Annotated in this window: 21 protein-coding genes; 17 read left to right on the plus strand and 4 right to left on the minus strand. The window is 68.0% G+C overall.

Features of this window, described 5'->3' with window-relative positions; genetic code table 11:
- Window positions 1-25: 25 nt before the first annotated feature.
- From BGO20_RS05235 to rimO, 14 genes are all read left to right on the plus strand, one after another.
- Entirely contained in the window at window positions 26-1,372 is a 1,347-nt protein-coding gene (locus tag BGO20_RS05235) for an O-antigen ligase family protein (protein WP_291662130.1), read from the plus strand.
- Between the two features lie 205 nt (window positions 1,373-1,577).
- Entirely contained in the window at window positions 1,578-1,934 is a 357-nt protein-coding gene (locus BGO20_RS05240) for a DUF2849 domain-containing protein (protein ID WP_291662128.1), read from the plus strand.
- Window positions 1,935-1,937: 3 nt separating this feature from the next.
- Window positions 1,938-3,608 carry a nitrite/sulfite reductase gene (locus tag BGO20_RS05245; protein WP_291662125.1) on the plus strand — a complete coding sequence of 557 codons (1,671 nt, stop codon included), beginning with the start codon at window positions 1,938-1,940 and terminating at the stop codon, window positions 3,606-3,608.
- A complete protein-coding gene (locus tag BGO20_RS05250) occupies window positions 3,595-4,119 on the plus strand; it encodes a DUF934 domain-containing protein (protein ID WP_291662123.1) in 525 nt (174 codons plus the stop codon). Before BGO20_RS05245 ends, BGO20_RS05250 begins: the two co-directional genes overlap by 14 nt.
- Window positions 4,120-4,154: 35 nt before the next feature.
- On the plus strand, window positions 4,155-4,358 hold the full coding sequence (locus tag BGO20_RS05255; protein ID WP_291662121.1) for a hypothetical protein: 204 nt from the start codon (window positions 4,155-4,157) through the stop codon (window positions 4,356-4,358).
- Window positions 4,355-5,812: a siroheme synthase CysG gene (gene cysG / locus BGO20_RS05260; RefSeq protein ID WP_291662119.1), complete on the plus strand. Its 1,458-nt coding sequence runs from the start codon at window positions 4,355-4,357 to the stop codon at window positions 5,810-5,812. The genes BGO20_RS05255 and cysG overlap by 4 nt, the downstream gene beginning before the upstream one ends.
- Window positions 5,813-6,017: 205 nt before the next feature.
- Complete coding sequence (locus BGO20_RS05265) at window positions 6,018-7,061, plus strand: sulfate ABC transporter substrate-binding protein (RefSeq protein ID WP_291662117.1); 1,044 nt, start codon at window positions 6,018-6,020, stop codon at window positions 7,059-7,061.
- Between the two features lie 3 nt (window positions 7,062-7,064).
- Entirely contained in the window at window positions 7,065-7,958 is an 894-nt protein-coding gene (gene cysT, locus BGO20_RS05270) for a sulfate ABC transporter permease subunit CysT (protein WP_291662115.1), read from the plus strand.
- Complete coding sequence (gene cysW, locus BGO20_RS05275) at window positions 7,951-8,838, plus strand: sulfate ABC transporter permease subunit CysW (protein ID WP_465245996.1); 888 nt, start codon at window positions 7,951-7,953, stop codon at window positions 8,836-8,838. Before cysT ends, cysW begins: the two co-directional genes overlap by 8 nt.
- Before the next feature lie 28 nt (window positions 8,839-8,866).
- Entirely contained in the window at window positions 8,867-9,913 is a 1,047-nt protein-coding gene (locus tag BGO20_RS05280) for a sulfate/molybdate ABC transporter ATP-binding protein (RefSeq protein ID WP_291662111.1), read from the plus strand.
- A 234-nt stretch (window positions 9,914-10,147) separates the two neighbouring features.
- Window positions 10,148-10,897: an SDR family NAD(P)-dependent oxidoreductase gene (locus tag BGO20_RS05285; RefSeq protein ID WP_291662110.1), complete on the plus strand. Its 750-nt coding sequence runs from the start codon at window positions 10,148-10,150 to the stop codon at window positions 10,895-10,897.
- A gap of 121 nt (window positions 10,898-11,018) precedes the next feature.
- On the plus strand, window positions 11,019-11,456 hold the full coding sequence (locus BGO20_RS05290; RefSeq protein WP_291662109.1) for an OsmC family protein: 438 nt from the start codon (window positions 11,019-11,021) through the stop codon (window positions 11,454-11,456).
- Entirely contained in the window at window positions 11,453-12,319 is an 867-nt protein-coding gene (locus BGO20_RS05295; protein ID WP_291662108.1) for a sulfurtransferase, read from the plus strand. The genes BGO20_RS05290 and BGO20_RS05295 overlap by 4 nt, the downstream gene beginning before the upstream one ends.
- A gap of 104 nt (window positions 12,320-12,423) precedes the next feature.
- Complete coding sequence (gene rimO, locus BGO20_RS05300; RefSeq protein WP_291662107.1) at window positions 12,424-13,743, plus strand: 30S ribosomal protein S12 methylthiotransferase RimO; 1,320 nt, start codon at window positions 12,424-12,426, stop codon at window positions 13,741-13,743.
- Window positions 13,744-13,836: 93 nt separating this feature from the next.
- On the opposite strand, the gene BGO20_RS05305 is transcribed toward rimO, so the two are convergent.
- Window positions 13,837-14,163: a hypothetical protein gene (locus BGO20_RS05305; protein WP_291662106.1), complete on the minus strand. Its 327-nt coding sequence runs from the start codon at window positions 14,161-14,163 to the stop codon at window positions 13,837-13,839.
- A 169-nt stretch (window positions 14,164-14,332) separates the two neighbouring features.
- Window positions 14,333-15,307: a quinone oxidoreductase family protein gene (locus BGO20_RS05310; RefSeq protein ID WP_291662104.1), complete on the minus strand. Its 975-nt coding sequence runs from the start codon at window positions 15,305-15,307 to the stop codon at window positions 14,333-14,335.
- A 135-nt stretch (window positions 15,308-15,442) separates the two neighbouring features.
- Here BGO20_RS05310 and BGO20_RS05315 point away from each other — a divergent pair, with 135 nt between their 5' ends.
- Window positions 15,443-16,633 carry a UbiH/UbiF family hydroxylase gene (locus BGO20_RS05315; protein WP_291662102.1) on the plus strand — a complete coding sequence of 397 codons (1,191 nt, stop codon included), beginning with the start codon at window positions 15,443-15,445 and terminating at the stop codon, window positions 16,631-16,633.
- On the opposite strand, the gene BGO20_RS05320 is transcribed toward BGO20_RS05315, so the two are convergent.
- Window positions 16,630-17,751 (minus strand): CaiB/BaiF CoA transferase family protein, encoded by a 1,122-nt coding sequence (locus BGO20_RS05320; protein ID WP_291662100.1) that lies wholly within the window; start codon window positions 17,749-17,751, stop codon window positions 16,630-16,632. The two genes, BGO20_RS05315 and BGO20_RS05320, sit on opposite strands and share 4 nt — an antisense overlap.
- Window positions 17,752-17,758: 7 nt before the next feature.
- Window positions 17,759-18,730, minus strand: coding sequence for an AEC family transporter (locus tag BGO20_RS05325; protein WP_291662098.1), 972 nt, complete (start codon window positions 18,728-18,730; stop codon window positions 17,759-17,761).
- 285 nt (window positions 18,731-19,015) lie between these two features.
- Here BGO20_RS05325 and BGO20_RS05330 point away from each other — a divergent pair, with 285 nt between their 5' ends.
- Together BGO20_RS05330 and hspQ are read left to right on the plus strand one after the other, a co-directional pair.
- On the plus strand, window positions 19,016-20,065 hold the full coding sequence (locus BGO20_RS05330; protein WP_291662097.1) for an HpcH/HpaI aldolase/citrate lyase family protein: 1,050 nt from the start codon (window positions 19,016-19,018) through the stop codon (window positions 20,063-20,065).
- Window positions 20,066-20,179: 114 nt separating this feature from the next.
- A complete protein-coding gene (gene hspQ, locus BGO20_RS05335) occupies window positions 20,180-20,509 on the plus strand; it encodes a heat shock protein HspQ (protein WP_291662096.1) in 330 nt (109 codons plus the stop codon).
- The last annotated feature ends 63 nt before the right edge of the window (window positions 20,510-20,572 follow it).

The raw sequence follows: 20,572 nt of genomic DNA on the forward strand, positions 1-20,572 counted from the left end.
CGCCAGCCGGGATCGCCGCCACGCCATGAGCCGGACGGGACGCATCGCAGAGGCCGCCGAGGCCGCCGCCGCGCAGGGCGACGATGCCGGCGATGCGGGCGCGGAGGCGCGGCTGCGGCGGCTGGCGCTGGCCCTGTCGGGCTTCGGGCTGTTCATCCTGATCCTGACGCTGCAGCCCTTTTCGGTGCCGCCGGAAAGCACGGGGCCGAGCGCGCCCAATACCGGCAACCTCGTCAACCAGATCGGCTATCTCGTGCTGGGCGGGCTGTATCTGGCGGCGATGCTGCGGCTGACGCCGCGGCCGGTGCTGGCCCGGCTCGGCCTCGGCAGCTGGCTCGCGATCTTCGCCGTCGCCCTGCTCTCGACCGCCCAGGCGCCCGATCCGGAGGCCTCGATCCGCGGCCTGCTGCTCGGCGCCATCGCGCTGGTCGTGGTCGCCGGGGTGCTGGTGCTGCCGCGCGACGAGGCGGATTTCGCGGCCGGGGCCGTCGATGCCTGCCTCGCCGTGCTCGTCATCGTCTATGGCGTGCTGGTCTTCGCCCATCCGCTCGCCGTCCATGGCGCCGAGGGGGCCGAGGGCGTCCATGCCGGGGAATGGCGCGGCCATCTCTCGCACAAGAACTTCGCCGCCCCGGTGTTCTCGATGATGGCGATGATCGGCATCTATGGCTGGCGCAGCGGGCTGCGATGGCGCGGCGGGCTGATCGTCGCGCTGTGCCTGGTCTTCGTCGTCAACAGCGGCTCGAAAACGACGCTCGGCTTCCTGCCGGTGGCCGTCGCGGTCGTGCTCCTCGGCCGGCTCGCCGGGCGGCCGGGGCTGGCCGTGGCGCTGCATCTCCTGCTCGTCGCCGCCCTCGCCTGCCTCACCCTCGGCACCGTGCTGTCGCAGCCGCTGCACGGCCTCGCCGCCGCCCTGCTCTCCGACCCGAGCTATACCGGCCGCGACGAGATCTGGCGCTTCGGCCTGTCGCATGTCGCCGCGCGGCCCTGGACCGGCTACGGCTATGCCGGCTTCTGGCAGACCCCCGTCGTCACCGGGCTGGAGGAGAATTACGAGGCGAGCTGGGACGTGCGCGGCATCGGCTCGGGCCACAGCAGCTATCTCGACGCGCTGCTGATGTTCGGCATCCCCGGCGGGCTCGTCATCCTCTGGCTGCTGCTGGTCCGGCCGCTGCGGAACTATCTCGCCGCGGCGCGCCACCCCGCCAACCGCCGGCTCGCCGACCTCTTCGCCATGATCGTGATCTTCATGACCTATGTCGGCATGCTCGAGAGCTTCCTGCTCAACCGCTCCGACCCGCTCTGGATCCTGTTCGCGCTCGCCGTCATGGGGCTCGAGCTGCTGCGCCGGCTGCGGGTGCGGCCCGGCTGAGGCGCCCCGCCCCCCGGCAGAGGCCCGCCCCGGGCAGGCAGGATGAAATTACTCCAATCCAACGGCAATAAAGAAAATCACGCTATCTGACGTGAATTGAAGCAGCTGGAAGCCTGGCCTATTCTCCGCGTTCGGAAAAACGAACGAAGCGGATGCATGCCGTGACGCGCCTCACCACCTTTGCTCGCCTGGCCGGGGCGCTCTGATGTCCGCCGCGGCCAAGCGCGTCCCGCTGCCGGCGATCCTGCTGGCCAACGACCTGCTCGACGGCGACGTGGTCTTCGCCACGGCCGACGGCGCAGGCGCCCTCGCCTGGACGCGCGACCCGGCCGCGGCGCTGGTCGCGGCCGACGACGCCGCGGCCGCCCGGCTCGAGGGCTTCGCCGCGGCCGCGCTCGCCGGCAACCGGGTCGTCGACGCCTATCTGGTCGACGTGGCGCTGGAGAGCGGCCGGCCGGTCCCGCGCCATTTCCGCGAGCGCTTCAAGACGCTCGGCCCCAGCAACCGTCCCGATCTCGGCAAGCAGGCCGGGGACGGCATCGCCTCCGCGCCGAAAGGCTGACCCATGTATCGCTACGACGAATTCGACGAGCGCTTCGTCCGGGAGCGGGTGGCGCAGTTCACCGACCAGGTGGCGCGCCGGCTCGACGGCTCGCTGACCGAGGACGAGTTCAAGCCGCTCCGCCTCAAGAATGGCGTCTATCTCCAGCTCCACGCCTATATGCTGCGGATCGCCATCCCCTACGGCACGCTGAATTCGCGGCAACTGCGCCAGCTCGCCCTGATCGGCGAGAAATACGACCGCGGCTACGGCCATTTCACCACGCGCCAGAACCTGCAGTTCAACTGGCCGAAGCTGCGCGACGTGCCTGAAATCCTCGGGCTGCTCGCCGATGTCGAGATGCACTGCATCCAGACCTCCGGCAACTGCATCCGCAATGTCACGGCCGATCATTTCGCCGGCGTCGCGCGGGACGAGATCGAGGACCCGCGCCCAACCGCCGAGCTGATCCGGCAATGGTCCTCGGCCCATCCCGAGTTCAGCTACCTGCCGCGCAAGTTCAAGATCGCAGTGACGGGCGCCGAAGCCGACCGGGCCGTGATCAAGGCGCACGATATCGGGCTCAGGTTGCGTCGCCATCCCGACACGCATGAGACCTGCTACGAGATCAGCGTCGGCGGCGGCCTCGGCCGCACGCCGATGATCGGCAAGGTCGTGCGCGACTACCTGCCGAAGCAGGACCTGCTCGCCTATCTGGAGGCGATCATGCGGGTCTACAATCTCGAGGGCCGGCGCGACAACAAGTACAAGGCCCGCGTCAAGATCCTCGTCCACGAGATCGGTGCCGAGGAGTTCACCCGCCGCGTCGAGGCCGAGTTCGCCCTGCTCGACGGGCCCTCGATCAATGCCGATCCGGAAGAGGTCGCACGCATCGCCGCCTATTTCGCGCCGCCGCGCTACGACGTGCTGCCGGCCGTCAGCAACACGCTGGAAGCGGCGAAGGCGAGCAACCCGGCCTTCGCCCGCTGGGTCGAGGTCAACACCACGCCGCATAAGATTCCGGGCTATACGGCGCTGACGATCTCGCTGAAGCCGCAGGGACAGGCGCCGGGCGACGCGACCAGCGAGCAGATGCGCGCCGTCGCCGATCTCGCCGAGCGCTATTCCTTCGACGAATTGCGCGTGACCCATGCGCAGAACCTCGTGTTGCCGCATGTGCGCCAGCGCGACCTCTACGTGATCTGGCAGCAGCTCGGCGAAGCCGGGCTCGCCACCGCCAATGTCGGGCTCGTCACCGACATCATCTCTTGCCCCGGCCTCGACTATTGCGCGCTGGCGACCGCGCGCTCGATCCCGATCGCGCAGGCGATCCAGAGCCGCTTCGCCGACGAGGCGCGCCAGCGCGAGATCGGCCCGCTCGGCATCAAGATCTCCGGCTGCATCAATGCCTGCGGCCACCACCATGTCGGCCATATCGGCATTCTCGGCCTGGAGAAGCGCGGCATCGAATCCTACCAGATCACGCTCGGCGGCGACGCCACCGAGAATGCTGCGATCGGCGAGATTCTCGGGCCGGGCCTTGCAGCCGAAGAGGTGCCGGACGCGATCGAGCGGATCGTGGGCGTCTATCTTGCCGCGCGCAGCGAGGGCGAAAGCTTCATCGACAACGTGCGCCGCATCGGCCTGGCGCCCTTCAAGGCCGCCTTCCAGGAGACCGCCCGTGCCGCTGCTTGATCGGAACGGAAACGCCGCGGATCGCTGGACCCGCAGCGAGGGAGCGGCGATCGGCAATATCCCGGCGGCGCTCGTGCGCTGGGAGGTGCTCGCCGAGGCACTCGACGCGCAGGAGCCCGAGCAGGTTATCGGCGTGCTGATCCCCAACAGCGTCGCCTTTGCCGAACTCGCATCCTTCCTGCCGCGGCTTGCGCTCGTCGCGATCGCCTTTCCTGCCTATGCGGACGGGCGCGGCTTCAGCCTTGCGCGTCAGATCCGGCGCGCAGGCTTTGCCGGCGAAATCCGCGCCAGCGGCCCGCTGGTCGCCGATCAGTTCGCCTATGCCCTGTCCTGCGGCTTCGACACCATCGAGCTGCCGGAGGCGAGCGCGGCGCGGCAGCCGGTCGAGCAGTGGCTGCATGCACGCGACGCCTTCAGCCATACCTATCAGCGCGGGTATCGCGCGGCAGGCCGCAACATCCTCGACCGTCGACGCGCCGCGCGCGCCGCCGCGCCGGCGGCAGGCCGATGAACCCGTGGGTTCAGGGTCCGAAGGAGACCATCGCCATGCGTCAGCGCGGCCGCGACCTTTCGGACAGCCTGGCGCGGGAGGCCGACGAGCTCTTGTCGAGTGAAACCGGTAGGACCCGTTGGCTCGATCTGTGCTTTCGCCTTATCATCCTCGCGCTCGCGGCGCTCTGGCTGCTGGCGCCGCCCGCAGGCAGGGGGCATGAGGCGACGGACGGGAAGGCGATAGCGACCACGCCATGAGCGAAAGAAGACCCCAGGCGACCGCGCGGCGCATCGAGCCGCTGGCGACCTTGCCGTTGTTTCACCGGCTGGACGGACGCAAGACCGTGCTGGCCGGCCATGGCGAAGGCGCCTTGTGGAAGGCGGAGCTGCTGGCCGCCGCCGGGGCTGAACTGCACGTCTTCGCCGGGGCCGCCTCGGCGAGCTTTGCGGCTCTTGCCGATGATCCCGCGGTGCGGCGCGTCCATGTCCACGCGCGCGACTGGCTCCCCGCGGACCTCGACGGAGCGGCGCTGGCCGTCGCCGATCTCGACGATGCCGAGGCGATTCGCGCCTTCGTTGCCGCGGCCCGCAAGGCGGGCGCGCCGGTCAACATCGTCGACAAGCCGGAGTTCTGCGATTTCGCCTTCGGCGCGCTGGTCAATCGCTCGCCGCTGGTGGTGGCCATTTCCACCGACGGCGCCGCCCCCGTCTTCGGCCAGGCCATCCGGGCCAAGATCGAGGCGCTGCTGCCGGCCGGGCTGAAGAGCTGGGCGCAGGCTGCCGCGGATTGGCGCCCTTCGGTCCAGGCCCGCGAGTTGCCCTTCGCACTGCGCCGTGCCTTCTGGGAGCTCTTCGCCGGCAAGGCGATGGCGGAGCCGCAGCGGGAGCCGACCCAGCAGGACGCGGCCGAACTCTTCGCGAGGCTCGCCGACCTCGAAGCCGCCCATGACGGCAAGGGCCGCGTCACGCTCGTCGGTGCCGGGCCGGGCGACCCGGAGCTGTTGACGCTGAAGGCCGTCCGCGCGCTGCAAAGTGCCGACATCATCCTTTATGACGACCTCGTCTCCCCCGGCGTGCTCGATTTCGCGCGGCGCGAGGCAAAGCGCATGCTGGTCGGCAAGACGGGCTACGGTCCCTCGGTGAAGCAGGGCGACATCAACGCGCTGATCGTCTCGCTGGCGGGTCAGGGCAAGCATGTCGTGCGGCTGAAGGGTGGCGACCCCGGCATCTTCGGCCGCGCCGGCGAGGAGATCGAGGCCTGCGCTGCGGCCGGCATTCCGGTCGCGATCGTGCCCGGCATCTCGGCGGCGCAAGGCGCTGCAGCTTCGCTCGGCCTGTCGCTGACCCATCGCGACCATGCCAGGCGGCTGCAATTCGTCACCGGCCATTCGCGCAAGGGCGAATTGCCCGATGATCTCGACTGGTGCGCCATGGCCGATCCCGCCGCCTCGACCGTGATCTACATGGCACGCGCCACCCTGCCCGGCTTCCGCGAGAAGGCACTGGCCGCCGGACTCGATCCGCGGACGCCAGCCGTGGCCGTGCTCTCGGCGACGCGGCCCGACGAGCAAAGGGTTGCAGCCACGATCGCGACATTGCCGGAAAGACTGGCGGAACTTTCCCAGCCCGGCCCCGTTCTGGTGCTGCTCGGGCACGCCTTCGGCGCGGCCTTGGTCGCGACCGAAGAAGCGGCCGACCGCCGGAGCGCCTGAGGACAGCTGGATCAGTAATCCGGCCATATATCCGAAGATGAATGTAGAGAGATGCATGTTCTCTCCAGTATAGGATCTTTGGAACGGGATCGCTGCTCGATCCGGTTGTAGCAATATCGCCATTTCAGTACGTTTCGTTTGTTATTCAGAACGCGGTCGAACTTTCAGATGGAAAGTTCTTCCTGAATCGCAACGGAGCCCTGATATGACACGACCCGTGTTTCACTACCTGCTTCGGGCCGGACTGGTTCTGGGAGCCTTCACGGTCTGCTTCGGCGTCGTGGCCGGAGCCCGTGCACAATCGACCGAGTTGCTCAACGTCTCCTACGACCCGACACGCGAACTCTACCGCGACATCAACGCTGCCTTCCTGGCCGAGTGGAACGGCAAGCACCCCGACAGGAAGATTGCGACCATCCGCCAGTCGCATGGCGGCTCCGGCGCGCAGGCGCGTACCGTGATCGACGGCCTCGACGCCGACGTGGTGACACTGGCACTGGCGGGTGACATCGATGCCATCGCCACTCGCTCGAAAAAGCTGCCGCTCGACTGGCAGAAGCGTCTGCCGGACAATTCGGCGCCGTATACCTCGACGATCGTCTTCCTCGTTCGCAAAGGCAATCCGAAGGCGATCAAGGACTGGGGCGACCTGGTAAAACCCGGCGTCCAGATCATCACGCCCAACCCGAAGACCTCGGGTGGCGCCCGCTGGAACTATCTCGCGGCCTGGGGCTATGCCGAAAAGGTCTTCAACAAGGACGAGGCCAAGGTCCGCGGCTATATCGGCAAGCTCCTCGCCAATGTCCCGGTGCTCGATACCGGCGCACGCGGCGCGACCACGACGTTCACCCAGCGCGGCATCGGCGACGTGCTGCTGGCCTGGGAGAACGAGGCCTTCCTGGCGCAGAAGGAGTTCGGCCGCGACAAATTCGACATCGTCGTGCCGAGCCTGTCGATCCTTGCCGAGCCACCCGTCGCGCTGGTCGACGGCAATGTCGACGCCAAGGGCACGCGCGCCGCGGCCCAAGCCTATCTCGAGTTCCTTTATACGCCGAAGGCGCAGGCGATCATCGCCAGGAACTTCTATCGCCCACGCAACCCGGACGCCGCCGACCCGAAGGACCTAGCCAATTTCCCGAAGCTCGATCTGCTGACGATCGACAAGGATTTCGGCGGTTGGCCCAAGGCGCAGCCAGCCCATTTCGGCGACGGCGGCACCTTGGACCAGCTCTACAAGCCGGCGCGGTAAGTCATGACTGTGACGGCATCATTTCGCTGGCGCGAGCCCAGCATACTGCCCGGCTTCGGGCTGGCGCTGGGCGTCACCGTGACGGCGCTGTCGCTGATCGTGCTGATTCCCCTGACGGGTCTCTTCGCAAAAGCCGCCGGCGCCGGGCCTGCCGATATCTGGGCCGTGGCGACCTCGCCGCGGACGCTCGCCGCACTCAGGCTTTCCTTCGCCGGCGCCTTGGTCGCGGCGCTGGTCAACACCGTCTTCGGGCTCATCCTCGCCTGGGTGCTGGTGCGCTACGAGTTTCCCGGACGGCGGCTGATCGACGCTGCCGTCGACCTGCCCTTCGCCCTGCCGACGGCGGTGGCCGGTATCTCGCTCGCCGCGATCTATGCGCCGAACGGCTGGGTCGGCTCCTGGCTGGCACCGCTGGCCTTCCGCGTCACGATTCCCTTCACCGACATCGCCTTCGGTTTTGACGGCAAGGTCGCCTATACGCCGCTCGGGGTGATGGTAGCGCTCATCTTCATCGGCCTGCCTTTCGTCGTGCGCACCGTCCAGCCGGTGCTGGAGGAGTTGCAGGGCGACGTCGAGGAAGCGGCCGCCCTGCTCGGCGCCAGCCGGCTGCGAACCGTATTTTGCGTCGTCCTGCCGCCGGTGCTGCCGGCCCTGCTGACCGGCTTCGTCCTCGCCTTCGCAAGGGCGGTCGGCGAATACGGCTCGGTGATCTTCATCGCCGGCAACATCCCGATGGTCTCGGAGATCGCGCCGCTGCTGATCGTGATCCGTCTGGAACAGTTCGATTACGCCGGCGCCGCGGTGATGGCAGCGATGATGCTGCTGATCTCCTTCGCGCTCATCCTCGCCGTCAACCTCGTGCAGGCGAAGGCGCGCCGGAGATATGGGGATGTCTGACGCCACTCTTCCCACCGCCGCCGCGCCGGCGCGGCGCGAAACCGGCCGCGCCCGGAGAGAGAGTCGGCGCGTTCAGTTCGTGCTGATCGCCGTCTCGCTCGCCTTCTTGCTGTTCTTCCTGCTGCTGCCCCTGGCCACCGTCTTCGTCGAGGCTGCCGCCCGCGGCTGGGAGGCCTATCGCGCCGCGATCACCGAGCCCGATGCGCTGGCGGCAGTCCGGCTGACTCTGCTGGTCGCGGCCATCGCTGTGCCGTTCAACACGATCGTCGGCATCGCGGCTGCCTGGGCCATCGCCAAATTCGAGTTCCGCGGCAAGAACCTGCTGATCAGCCTGATCGACCTGCCCTTCTCGGTGTCGCCGGTGATCGCCGGCCTCGTCTTCGTGCTGCTTTTCGGCGCGCAGGGTTATTTCGGGAGCTGGCTCCAGGCGCATGGCGTGAAGATCGTATTCGCCTTGCCGGGGCTGATCCTCGCCACGGTGTTCGTGACCTTCCCCTTCGTGGCGCGCGAGCTGATCCCGCATATGCAGTCTCTCGGCTCGGCCGACGAGGAGGCGGCGCTGACGCTCGGCGCCTCGCCGTGGCGCACCTTCCTCACCGTCACCCTGCCGAACGTGAAATGGAGCCTGTTCTACGGCATTTTGCTCTGCAACGCCCGGGCGATGGGCGAATTCGGCGCGGTCGCCGTCGTCTCCGGAAAGATCCGGGGCGAGACCAACACCATGCCGCTGCATGTCGAGATCCTCTACAACGAATATATGGGGCCGGCTGCCTTCGCCGTCGCCTCGCTGCTGGCGGGGCTCGCCCTCGTCACGCTCGTGCTCAAGACGCTGCTGGAATGGCATTACGGCGACGCCATCGCCGCCAGCCGTCGCCATTGACGCCCGCACAGGACGAAGGACGTTCCCCATGTCGGTCGCCGTCACCATCGAGGCCATCGAGAAGCGCTTCGAGAACTTCCCGGCGCTGCGCGGCGTCTCGCTCGACATCCAGCCGGGCGAACTCGTTGCGCTGCTGGGGCCCTCCGGCTCGGGCAAGACGACACTGCTGCGCCTGATTGCCGGGCTGGAAGAGGCGGATCGCGGCCGCGTGCTCTTCGGCGAGACCGACACGCGTGACCTCTCGCTGCGCGAGCGCCGCATCGGCTTCGTCTTCCAGCAATATGCCCTGTTCAAGACGATGAACGTCGCCGACAACATCGCCTTCGGCCTGCGCTCCCGCCCGCGCGACGCGCGGCCCGACGCCGCGGAAATCCGCAAGCGCGTCAAGGACCTGCTCGAGCTCGTTCAGTTGCCGGGTCTGGACAAGCGCTATCCCAGCCAGCTCTCCGGCGGCCAGCGCCAGCGCGTGGCGCTCGCTCGCGCGCTGGCGATCGAGCCGCGCGTGCTGCTGCTCGACGAGCCCTTCGGCGCGCTGGACGCCAAGGTGCGCAAGGATCTGCGCGCCTGGCTGCGCGAACTGCACGGCCGCACCGGCCACACCACCGTCTTCGTCACCCACGATCAGGAGGAGGCACTGGAGCTGGCGGACCGTGTCGCCATCCTCAACGACGGCCGCATCGAGCAGGTCGGCTCGGCCGACGACGTCTACGACCATCCGGCGACACCTTTCGTCTGCGAGTTCCTCGGCGAGGTGAACAAGCTGCCGGTCAAGGTCGTCGGCAGCCAGGCCTTCTTCGACAACCGGCCGGTACTGGGCGGGCTGACGCAGAACCAGGGTGGCGCGGCGGCGCTCTATGTCCGGCCGCAGCATCTGCGCATCGTCGACGAGACGCCGCTGGCGCTCCCTGGCACGGTCGAGCATCTGCGCCGCAACGGCCCCCTGCGCCGGGCCGAAGTCGCGATCGATGGCTTGAAGAAGCGCCTCGACGTCGATCTCGCCAGCCAGGTCGCCCCGGCGATCGGCGAGCGCGTCAAGCTGCGCATCACGCACGGCAACCTGTTCGCAGCGGCCTAGAACAAGAAGGGCGAAGGTCAGGACGGCGCACGCCGCGGAGGATGCCCGGGACTGCGGCTGCATCGACCTCCAAGGCCACCGGCAATTGCGACAAGTTCCGGGTCGAGGCATCCGCCCCAAGGACCGGCTCGAACGATGCTGGCGGATGGCTGACATGTCGGCTGCAACGAGGACCGCGCGCCGCACAGCCGCTATAAGTTCGAGGACGGCGACTCGAAGGAAGGACACCCCGGCATGGCCCAGGAATTCAGCGGCAAGCGCGTGATCGTGATGGGCGGAAGCCGCGGCATCGGCCGCTCCATCGCGCTGGGATTTGCGGCCGGCGGCGCCGCCGTCTCGATCTGCGCCCGGGGAGCGGGACCGCTCGAAGCGGCGCGCCGGGAGATCGAGGCGCTCGGCGTCGCCGCTCACGCGGCCAGCGTCGATCTCGCCGACGCCGACGCGATCGCCGCCTATGTGCCGGAGGCCGTGAAGGCTCTCGGCGGGCTCGACGTGCTCGTCAACAACGCCTCAGGCTTCGGCCAGACCGATGACGAGCAGGGCTGGGCCGCCTCGTTCGACATCGACATGATGGCGATCGTCCGCGGCAGCCACGCCGCCATCCCCCATATGAAACCGGGGTCGTCGATCGTGAACATCTCGTCGATCTCGGCCTTGCGGGCGTCGTCGCGGGCCGCGCCCTACGGCGCCATCAAGGCCGCGGTGATGCATTACACGGCGAGCCAGGCGAAGATGCTGTCGCGGCAGGGCATCCGGGTGAACTGCGTCGCGCCCGGCTCGATCGAATTCCCGGGCGGCTCGTGGGAGGACCGGAAGACCTCGAACCCGGCCCTCTATCAGGCGACGCTCGCCAGCATCCCGTTCGGCCGGATGGGCCGGCCCGAGGAAGTCGCCGAGGTCGTGCTGTTCCTGGCGTCCGACAAGGCGAGCTGGGTCACCGCGCAGAGCATCGTCGTCGATGGCGGGCAGCTCGTCGGCCCCTGACCCGGGTCGGCCGGCGGGAAGCGAAAACCGGATTCCACTTTCGCGCGCGATGCCATAGCCTCCGCCTCCGAATCCCGCCGGCATCAAGAGCGGCGGTCCTCGATCCGGACAGGAGATCGCGATGAAGGCACGCGCGAAATGGGTTGAAGGCATGGCCTTCATGGGCGAGGCCGGCAGCGGCCACGCCGTCATGATGGACGGTGCGCCGGAATATGGCGGCCGCAATATCGGCATCCGGCCGATGGAGATGCTGTTGATCGGGCTTGCCGGCTGCACCGGCTTCGACGTCGTCAGCATCCTCAAGAAGGGCCGCGAGGCGGTCACCGGCTGCGAGGTCGAGGTCGAGGCCGAGCGCGCCACGACCGACCCCAAGGTCTTCACGAAGATCCACCTGCATTACCGCATCACCGGCAGGGACCTCTCGCGGGCCAAGGCCGAGCGCGCCGTCACATTGTCGAAGGAAAAATACTGTTCCGCTTCGATCATGCTCGGGGCGACCGCCGAGATGAGCTACGCGCTCGACGTGACCGACGCATCGCAGACGGACGACGACGCATGAGCCGGCCCGCATTCGCAGGACTGATCGCGCCGGACGCCCTCGCCGCGCGGCTCGGCGACGAAAACCTCGTCGTCATCGATATCCGCACCGCCGCCGATGGCGGCCGGGGGGCTTTCGAGGCGGGCCACATCCCCGGCGCCGTCCATTCCGACTACGCGGCCGATGGCTGGCGGGCGAAGATCGGCAACGCGCCGGGCATGCTGCCGTCCACGGCTCATCTCGCAGCACTTGCCGGGCGCCTCGGCATCGGGCCGCATGACGACGTCGTCATCGTTCCGGCCGGCACGGCCGCGACCGATTTCGCCGCGGCGGCACGGGTGTACTGGACGCTGAAGTTCATCGGCCACGGCCAGCAGGCGATCCTCGACGGCGGCTTCAAGGCCTGGACGAGCGATGCCGAGCGCCCGGTCGAGAGCGGCCCGTCGCAGCCGGAGAACGCCGCGCCCTACCCGGTCGTGGCGCAGCAGCAGCTCCGCAGCACGACCGACGCGACCTTCGTGGCCTCCCGCAGCAAGCAGGCTAGCCTGGTCGATGCGCGTGGGCCGGGCTATTTCGAGGGGCGCGAGAAGGCGGCCGAGGCGACGCGCGGCGGCCATATCCCCGGGGCGATCGCACGCGACTATGCAGGCGCCTTCGAGCCGGGCACCGGCAGACTCAAGCCGCGCGCCGAGCTGGAACGGCTCTTTGCTCCGGTGCCGCGGGGACCGGTGATTTCCTATTGCAACACCGGTCATTCGGCGGCCGCGAACTGGTTCGTGCTCTCCGAGCTACTCGGCCGCGACGAGGTCGCGCTCTATGACGGCTCGATGACCGACTGGACGCAGGACCCCGAGCGCCCGGTCGCGACCGGCAAGGCGGCCTGAGCCGCTTTCGATTGCAAATCAGGCTGAAAAGGTTCAAAGGAAGCGCCGATCGCGTGCCCCGACGCGCGGCGCTTCCTGACATTCTGGACATAAGCCATCAGCCGATGAACGCCGTCGCGCCGAAAATTTCCTTTGTTTCTCTGGGCTGCCCCAAGGCGCTCGTCGATTCCGAACGGATCATCACCTCGCTGCGTTCCGAGGGTTACGAGCTCTCCAAGAGCCATGCCGGCGCCGATCTCGTCATCGTCAACACCTGCGGCTTCCTCGATTCCGCCAAGGCGGAGTCGCTCGAGGCGATCGGCTCGGCCATGGCCGAGAACGGCAAGGTCATCGTCACCGGCTGCATGGGTGCCGAGCCGGAGCAGATCCGCGACGCTTTCCCGAACGTGCTCGCGATCACCGGCCCGCAGGCCTATGAGAGCGTCGTCTCCGCGGTGCACCAGGCCGTGCCGCCCAAGCACGATCCCTTCATCGATCTCGTGCCCGACCAGGGCGTGAAGCTGACGCCGCGACACTATGCCTATCTCAAGATTTCAGAGGGTTGCAACAATCGCTGCACCTTCTGCATCATCCCCAAGCTGCGCGGCGACCTGGTCTCCCGGCCGATCGGCGACGTGCTGCGCGAAGCTGAGAAGCTGGCCAAGGCCGGCGTCAAGGAACTGCTGGTGATCTCGCAGGACACCAGCGCCTACGGCCTCGATATCAAATATGCGCCCTCGATGTTCAAGGATCGGGAGATCCGCACCCGTTTCTTCGAGCTCGCCCGCGAGCTCGGCCAGATGGGGATGTGGGTGCGCCTGCACTATGTCTACCCCTACCCGCATGTCGACGAGGTGATCCCGCTGATGCAGGAAGGGCTCGTGCTGCCCTATCTCGACATCCCGTTCCAGCACGCCTCGCCGAACGTCCTGAAGGCGATGAAGCGCCCAGCGCATCAGGACCGCACGCTCGACCGCATCCGGAAGTGGCGCGAGATCTGCCCCGACCTCGCCATCCGCTCGACCTTCATCGTCGGCTTCCCCGGCGAGACCGAGGAGGATATGCAGATCCTGCTCGACTGGCTGAAGGAGGCAAGGCTCGAGCGCGTCGGCGCGTTCAAATACGAGCCGGTCAAAGGTGCCCCCGCCAATGACCTCGGCCTTGCCCTCGTCCCCGAGGAGGAGAAGGAGGCGCGCTGGCACCGCTTCATGAAGGCTCAAGCCGAGATTTCCGCCCGCATCGTCAAGGGCCGCGTCGGCAAGCGCATTCCGGTGATCATCGACGAGGCCGGCCCGACCGTCGCCAAGGGCCGCTCGAAATGGGATGCGCCCGAGATCGACGGCAACGTCTATGTCGCGAGCCGTCGCCCACTGCGCCCGGGCGACATTGTCACGGTCAAGATCGAGCGGGCCGACGCCTACGACCTGCACGGCATCGCGGTTTGAAGCCAGCTTTTCGGAGCCCTCATCCTTCGGGACGCCGCTCCCCACGGCACCTCAGAATGAGGGTTGAGGTTTTGCCTCCAGGTCGGACCATTTTCAATTGAAGGCGCAGAGCCGGCGGATCGTCCGGCCGTTACGGTCATGCGCCGTGCCGAGGCTGCTGCAGCCATCGGCAACCGGAACCGCCTGCGCCTGCTCGGCCCGCTTCGGCGGCTCGGCGCAGATACCGGGAGCGCAACCCATATCCGCATAGCGCAGGAGCACCGGCCTGGTGACACGGACCCGTCCCTGCTCCGCATCCTTGACGACGGCGGCGGAGGCCGCGTCCTGCCCGCCAGGCCCCCGCAATTGCTGTGCCAGCGCAACGCCGGAAAGACCCAAAGTACCGATCAGAAAGATGACTGCCTGAAACCTGGTCGACATGACCGTCGTCCTGAAATGAACGTCAGCATCGCGCTGGCGCTCATTCGTCGCGACGTCGGTCCGCGGGGTTCACGAGGCGGAAGAAAAAACGCCTCGTGCATCGTGGCGCCGGCAAGCGCGGCCTGTTCCATGCCGGGGCCGGCGAACGGGCCCCGGCACGAAGCGGCTGTCAGGGCATCAGCACCGTCGAGCCGGTGGTGCCGCGCGATTCGAGCGCGCGGTGCGCCTCGGCGGCGTCCTTCAGCGGGAAGGTCGCGTTGACCTGGATCTTGACCTTGCCGGAGAGCACGGCGTCGAACAGGTTCTTCGCCATCGCGACCATGGTCTCGCGCTTGGCAGTGTGCGTGTTCAGCGTCGGGCGCGTCACATAGAGCGAGCCCTTGCTGGCGAGGATGCCGAGGTTGAAGGCATCGACGGGACCGGAGGCATTGCCGAAGGATACCATCATGCCGAAGGGCTTCAGCGTATCGAGCGACTTCATGAAGGTGTCCTTGCCGACGCCGTCATAGACGACGTCGCACAGCGCCCCGCCGGTGATCTCCTTGACCCGCGCCGCGAAATCCTCCTCGCGGTAATTGATCACATGATCGGCCTTGTGGGCCTTGGCCAGTTCGGCCTTCTCCTTCGATCCGACGGTGCCGATCACCGTCGCGCCCAGCGCCTTGCCCCATTGGCAGAGGATCAGGCCGGTCGCCCCCGCCGCGGCGTGGACGAGGATCGTATCGCCGGGCTTCACCTTGTAGGTCCGGTGCAACAGATATTCGGCCGTCAGTCCCTTCAGCATCATGCTGGCGGCGGCCTCGTAGGAAACCCCGTCCGGCAACGCCACGACCGAGGCAGCCGGCACGATGCGCTCCTCGGCATAGGCGCCGAGCGCCGACACGACCGCGACCCGGTCGCCGACCTTGAATTCCGTCACGTTCGGCCCGACGGCGAGCACGTCGCCGGCGCTCTCGTTGCCGAGCGTGAAGGGCAATTGCGGCGCCGGATAGAGGCCGGAGCGGAAATAGGTGTCGATGAAATTCAGGCCGATGGCGCGGTTGCGGATGAGAATTTCGCCCGGCCCGGGCTGCGGCAGTACGACGTCCTCGAACACCAGGACCTCCGGACCGCCGGTCTTATGGGCGCGAATGGCTTTGACCATGAGAAGCATCTCCCTCGATGAATGGTTCGAGCATAGTTCATCGCCCATGCAAGCAGCATCCTCGCGTAACGCAAGCCGCCCCTTGCGACTTTGCGGCCCGTGGCCAAAACGCCGCCTATCGGCTAGCGAGGGAGCATGAGCACGCGCGCCGAGCAACCGGTCGATATCGCCATCGTGGGAGCCGGCCCCGTCGGGCTCGCCGCAACCCTCGCCCTCGCGACCGAGGGGCGCAGCGTCGCCCTGCTCGGCCCGCTGGCGACGCCGCGGGATGGGCGCACCGTCGCATTGCTCGACAGTTCCTGGAGCCTTCTCGCCGCGCTCGGCGTTCAGGACAGGCTGATCGAGAGGGCCGCGCCGCTCGCCGTGATGCGGCTCGTCGACGACAGCGGCAGCCTGTTCCGCCAGCCGCCGGTGGAGTTCCGCGCCTCCGAGATCGGGCTGGACGCGTTCGGCTGGAACATCGAGAACGCCGACCTGACCGAAGCCCTGGCCGAGGCCGCCAGGAAGCGGCCAGGCCTGCGCCTGCTGCCCGGGCTCGTCCGTACGATCGAGCCCGGGGACGGCGCGGTGCGGCTGTCCGGCGAAGGCTTCGCGCCGCTCAGGGCACGGCTCGCCGTCGGTGCCGACGGGCGCAACTCCCAGATCCGCGCAGCGGCCGGCATAGCGAGCCGCGAATGGAGCTACCCGCAGGTCGCGCTGACCGGCATCTTCGAGCACCGCCGCGACCACCGCGAGACCTCGACAGAGTTCCATACCCGCAAGGGGCCCTGCACGCTGGTGCCCCTGCCCGGCCGGCGCTCCTCATTGGTCTGGCTGCTCGATCCAGAAGAAGCGGAAGCCGTCGCGGCGCTCGATGATGACGGTTTCGCCCGCCGCGTCGAGCGTCAGGTGCAGTCGCTGCTCGGCGCGATGCGCGTCGCAGGCCCGCGCGGTCGCATCCCGATGGGCGGGCTTTCGGTCGACCGCTTCGCCGCCGGCCGCATGGCCCTCATCGGCGAGGCCGCGCATGTCTTCCCGCCGATCGGGGCGCAGGGGCTGAATCTCGGCCTGCGCGACGTCGCGGCCCTCCGCGATGCGACCGCCGGCTCGCAGGATCCGGGCGCCGCGGCGGCGATGGCGGCCTATGGCGCGGCGCGCAGCACCGATGTCCGCTTGCGGACCGGCGCCGTCGACGCCCTCAACCGCACGCTGCTCACCGACCTGCTGCCGGCCGACCTGATGCGCGGCGCCGGACTTCTGGCCCTGTCGCGGATCGGGCCGTTGCGGCGCTTCGTGATGCGGCAGGGTCTGGCGGGCGGCTCGGCGCCGCGGCGCGGAGCCGCCTAACGCTCCTCCAGCACCGCCGGGGTATCGGCGCCGCTGGCTGGAACGCGACGCACACCCGCCGCCTGCTGCCGGAACACCGGCGCCAGCGGCAGGGGCGTCGAGACGAGGCGGCGACCGCCGGGCTCCTCCGACTGGGCCTCGAGCAGGCCGCGCGCCGCGACCTGCGGATCGGCGATCGCCTCCTCCAAGGTGCGGACCACGGTGCAGCAGCAGTCGAGCGGCTCCAGCGTGGCGCGCCAATGCGCGGCGCTCTTTCCGGAGATGATCGCGGCGATCGCGCTTCGCGTCGCCTGCGGGTTGCGGCGATCGTCGCGCAACGCCTCGTCGAGACCGATGCCGTCGCAGAAGCCCTGCCAGAATTTCGGCTCCAGGGCGCCGACCGCGAGGAACCAGCCATCGGCGGTGGCGTAAAGGCCGTAGCGCGGGCTTGCCCCCGTCAGCAGCCCCTCGCCGCCATCGGGAAAGGAGCCGGTCGCCTGTCCCTGGGCCAGCCCGTACCAGGCGAAGGTCGGCATGGCATCGGCCATGGCGATGTCGAGATGGCAGCCCTGCCCGCTGCGTCCGCGCTGCAGCAGCGCCAGCAGGATGTTGAGCACCGCCGGCATGGTGCCGCCGGCGATGTCGGCCACCAGAGGCGGTGGCAAGGGCGGCGCCGCGCCGCGCTGCAGCGACTGGCCGAGCAGGCCGCCGATCGCCTGGTAGTTGATGTCGTGCCCGGCCTCCTGCGCGCGCGGCCCCGCCTGGCCGTAACCGCTGATCGAGCAATAGATCAGCCGCGGATTGAGCGCCTTCAGCGCCTCGTAGCCGAAGCCGAGGCGCTCCATAACGCCGGGCCGGAACTGTTCGATCAGGATATCCGCGGCGGTGATCAGAGGCGTCAGCTTCTCCAGCGCGTCGGGCGCCTTCAGGTCGATCTCGACGCTCCGCTTGCCGCGATTGAGCACGGCGAAGGGTGCCGCCGTCTCGCCGAAGCGTGGCGGGAAGCCGCGCATGTCCTCCCCGCCCGGCCGCTCGACCTTGACGACGCGGGCGCCAGCCTCCGACAGGAACAGGCTGGCGAGCGGCCCGGGCAGCAGCGTCGAGAAATCGAGGACCAGCAGGTCGTCCAGCGGCAGCATGGCTTCCTCAGTGAAATAGATCCGCCGTTATCCTGCCCGTCTTCACCAGCCACAGGAAGCCCGGCAGCGTGATCATCGACACGATCGTGCCGACCAGGATGCAGGCCGAGGCGCGTTCGACGCCGACCCTGTACTGCGTCGAGATGACGAAGATGTTCAGCGCCGGCGGCAGCGCCGCCATGATGATCGCGGCATAGATCCAGTTCATCGGGATGCCGCCGATGGCCGAAAGCAGCAGCCAGACCAGGAGCGGGTGCAGCAGGAGCTTGATGGCGACGAGCCCCGGCACCTCGCCCGGCATCGACTTCATCGGCCTGAGCGCCACAGTGACCCCGAGCAGGAACAGAGCGCAGGGCGCGGCGGCCTGGGACAGCCAGAGCACCATCCTGTCGATCGCGGTCGGCAGTTCCAGCCTGAAGTAGCTCGCCAGAACGCCGGCCAGCGTCGCGACGTTGAAGGGATGCGTCAGCACCCGCCAGATCACCTCGCCGGCCGTGGCGAGCAAGCTCTTCTTCTCGACGCCAGCGATCGCCATCAGCAAGGGAACCAGCGAGAACAGCAGGACGCTGTCGAAGACGAAGATCAGCACGACCGGAGCGCTGGCGTCCGGCCCCAGCGCGGCCAGGATCAGCGGCGGCCCCATATAGCCGATGTTGGAATAGGCCCCGGCGACGCCCTGCATCACGGCTTGCGGCATGTTGCCGTGGGCGTGCTTGAGCCCGAGCGCGAAGGAGAGGCAGAAGGCGCAGAAGGTCGCGGTGGTCGTGCAGAGGATGAACTTCCAATTGGCGAGCTCGCTCAGCGGCTTGTCGGCGATCAACCGGTAGAACAGCGGCGGCAATGCCACATAGATCAGGAAGAACTGAAGCCAGGCGAGTCCCTCCGCCGGCAACCGCTTGTAGCGTCCGATGACGAAGCCGAGCAGGATCAGCCCGAAGAAAGGCGCGACCAGATTGAAGATGCTGACGAGGTCGGCCATGGCAGGGTTCTGTCCCGATGCGAATGGGCCCGCCCGCGGCCGGGCCATTGCGGATACTTGCCTCTAGCGCATGACGAAAGCCCTGCAAGGCCATTTGCGGCAAGGACACCCTCCCCGGACGCAGGATGAGGACTTTGCACCTAGGATAAAATACCTTTCGTCATGATCAGGTATTATATCCTAGGACGCAATACCCGAAGACGCGACCCCAAGCCCAGCCGAAAGGCCGATGGACGCCCGGCGCGCGGTCCGCCACATTCGCTGCATCGCAGCATGGAGCGCCCGATGACGAGCAAGACGCCCCGCCAGTTCTTCCGGCCCCTGGCTATCGGCGCGCCGGAGCCGTTCCGCGAATTGCCCCTCCGACTCGAACGGATGATCCATTTCGTGCCCCCTCACCTGGAGAAGGTGCGCGCCAAGGTCGGCGAGCTCGCCGGACAGGTCGATATCGTGCTCGGCAATCTCGAGGACGCGATCCCGGTCGAGGCGAAGCAAGCGGCGCGCGATGGCTTCATCGCCATGGGAAAAGCGGTCGATTTCGGCAGGACCGGGTTGTGGACGCGGGTGAACGCTCTGAATTCGCCCTGGTTCCTGGACGACATCACCGCGATCATGGCCGAGATCGGCGGCAAGCTCGACGTCGTCATGGTCCCCAAGGTCGAGGGCCCCTGGGACATCCACTACGTCGACCAGCTGCTGGCGCAGTTCGAGGCACGCCACGCCCTGCCGAAACCGATCCTGATCCACGCCATCCTGGAGACGGCCGAGGGCGTGAAGAATGTCGAGGCGATCGCCACCGCCTCGCCGCGCATGCACGGGATGAGCCTGGGGCCAGCCGACCTCGCCGCCTCGCGGGCGATGAAGACGACCCGCGTCGGCGGCGGCCATCCGGAGTACAAGGTCATCGCCGACCCCTCCCCCGATGGCGGCCCGCGCGGTATCGCCCAGCAGGATCTCTGGCATTACACCCTGGCGAAGATGGTCGACGCCTGCGCCGCGGCTGGAATCAAGCCGTTCTACGGCCCGTTCGGCGATTTTGCCGATGCGGCTGCCTGCGAGGTTCAGTTCCGCAACGCCTTCCTGCTCGGCTGCGCCGGCGCCTGGACGCTGCACCCCTCGCAGATCGCGATCGCAAAGCGGGTCTTCAGCCCCGATCCGGCCGAGGTCGCCTTCGCCCGGCGGATCCTCGAGGCGATGCCCGACGGTTCCGGCGCCGTGATGATCGACGGCAAGATGCAGGACGACGCAACCTGGAAGCAGGCCAAGGTGATCGTCGATCTCGCCCGCCAGGTTGCCGCGCGCGATCCCGACCTGGCCGAGCACTACGGAATGTGATGGGGATTCCGCTGCGGGTCGGTTGATTTCGACGCATTTGCGACGCAATTCTTCCGCAAGGGCGGCAAAGAACCGAGCCGGCTGCGTATCGGGCCGGTGCAGCATGGACGTATCATGGAACCGCGTTCCGCCAAATTCCGCATCGGGCAGGTCGTCAAGCACCGCATCTACCCGTTTCGTGGCGTGATTTTCGATGTCGACCCGGTCTTCTCCAACACCGAGGAGTGGTGGGAAGCGATTCCGGAGAACATGCGCCCGTCGAAGGACCAGCCCTTCTACCATCTCTTCGCCGAGAACGATGAGACGGAATACGTCGCCTATGTTTCCGAGCAGAATCTCGTCGTCGACGATTCGGGTGCGCCCATCCGCCACCCGCGGGCGCGCGAATTCTTCCGGCGCGACCGCAAGGGCCACTATCGGATCGACCGCGCCGAGCTGAACTGACCGGCTCGCGCCCGCACCCTTAGCTCGCGGCCGCGACCGGGCCCACCAGCAAAAAGGCCGGCC

It is taken from the genome of Allobosea sp. 67-29 (assembly GCF_001898115.1).
In the GTDB taxonomy this organism is placed as follows: domain Bacteria; phylum Pseudomonadota; class Alphaproteobacteria; order Rhizobiales; family Beijerinckiaceae; genus Allobosea.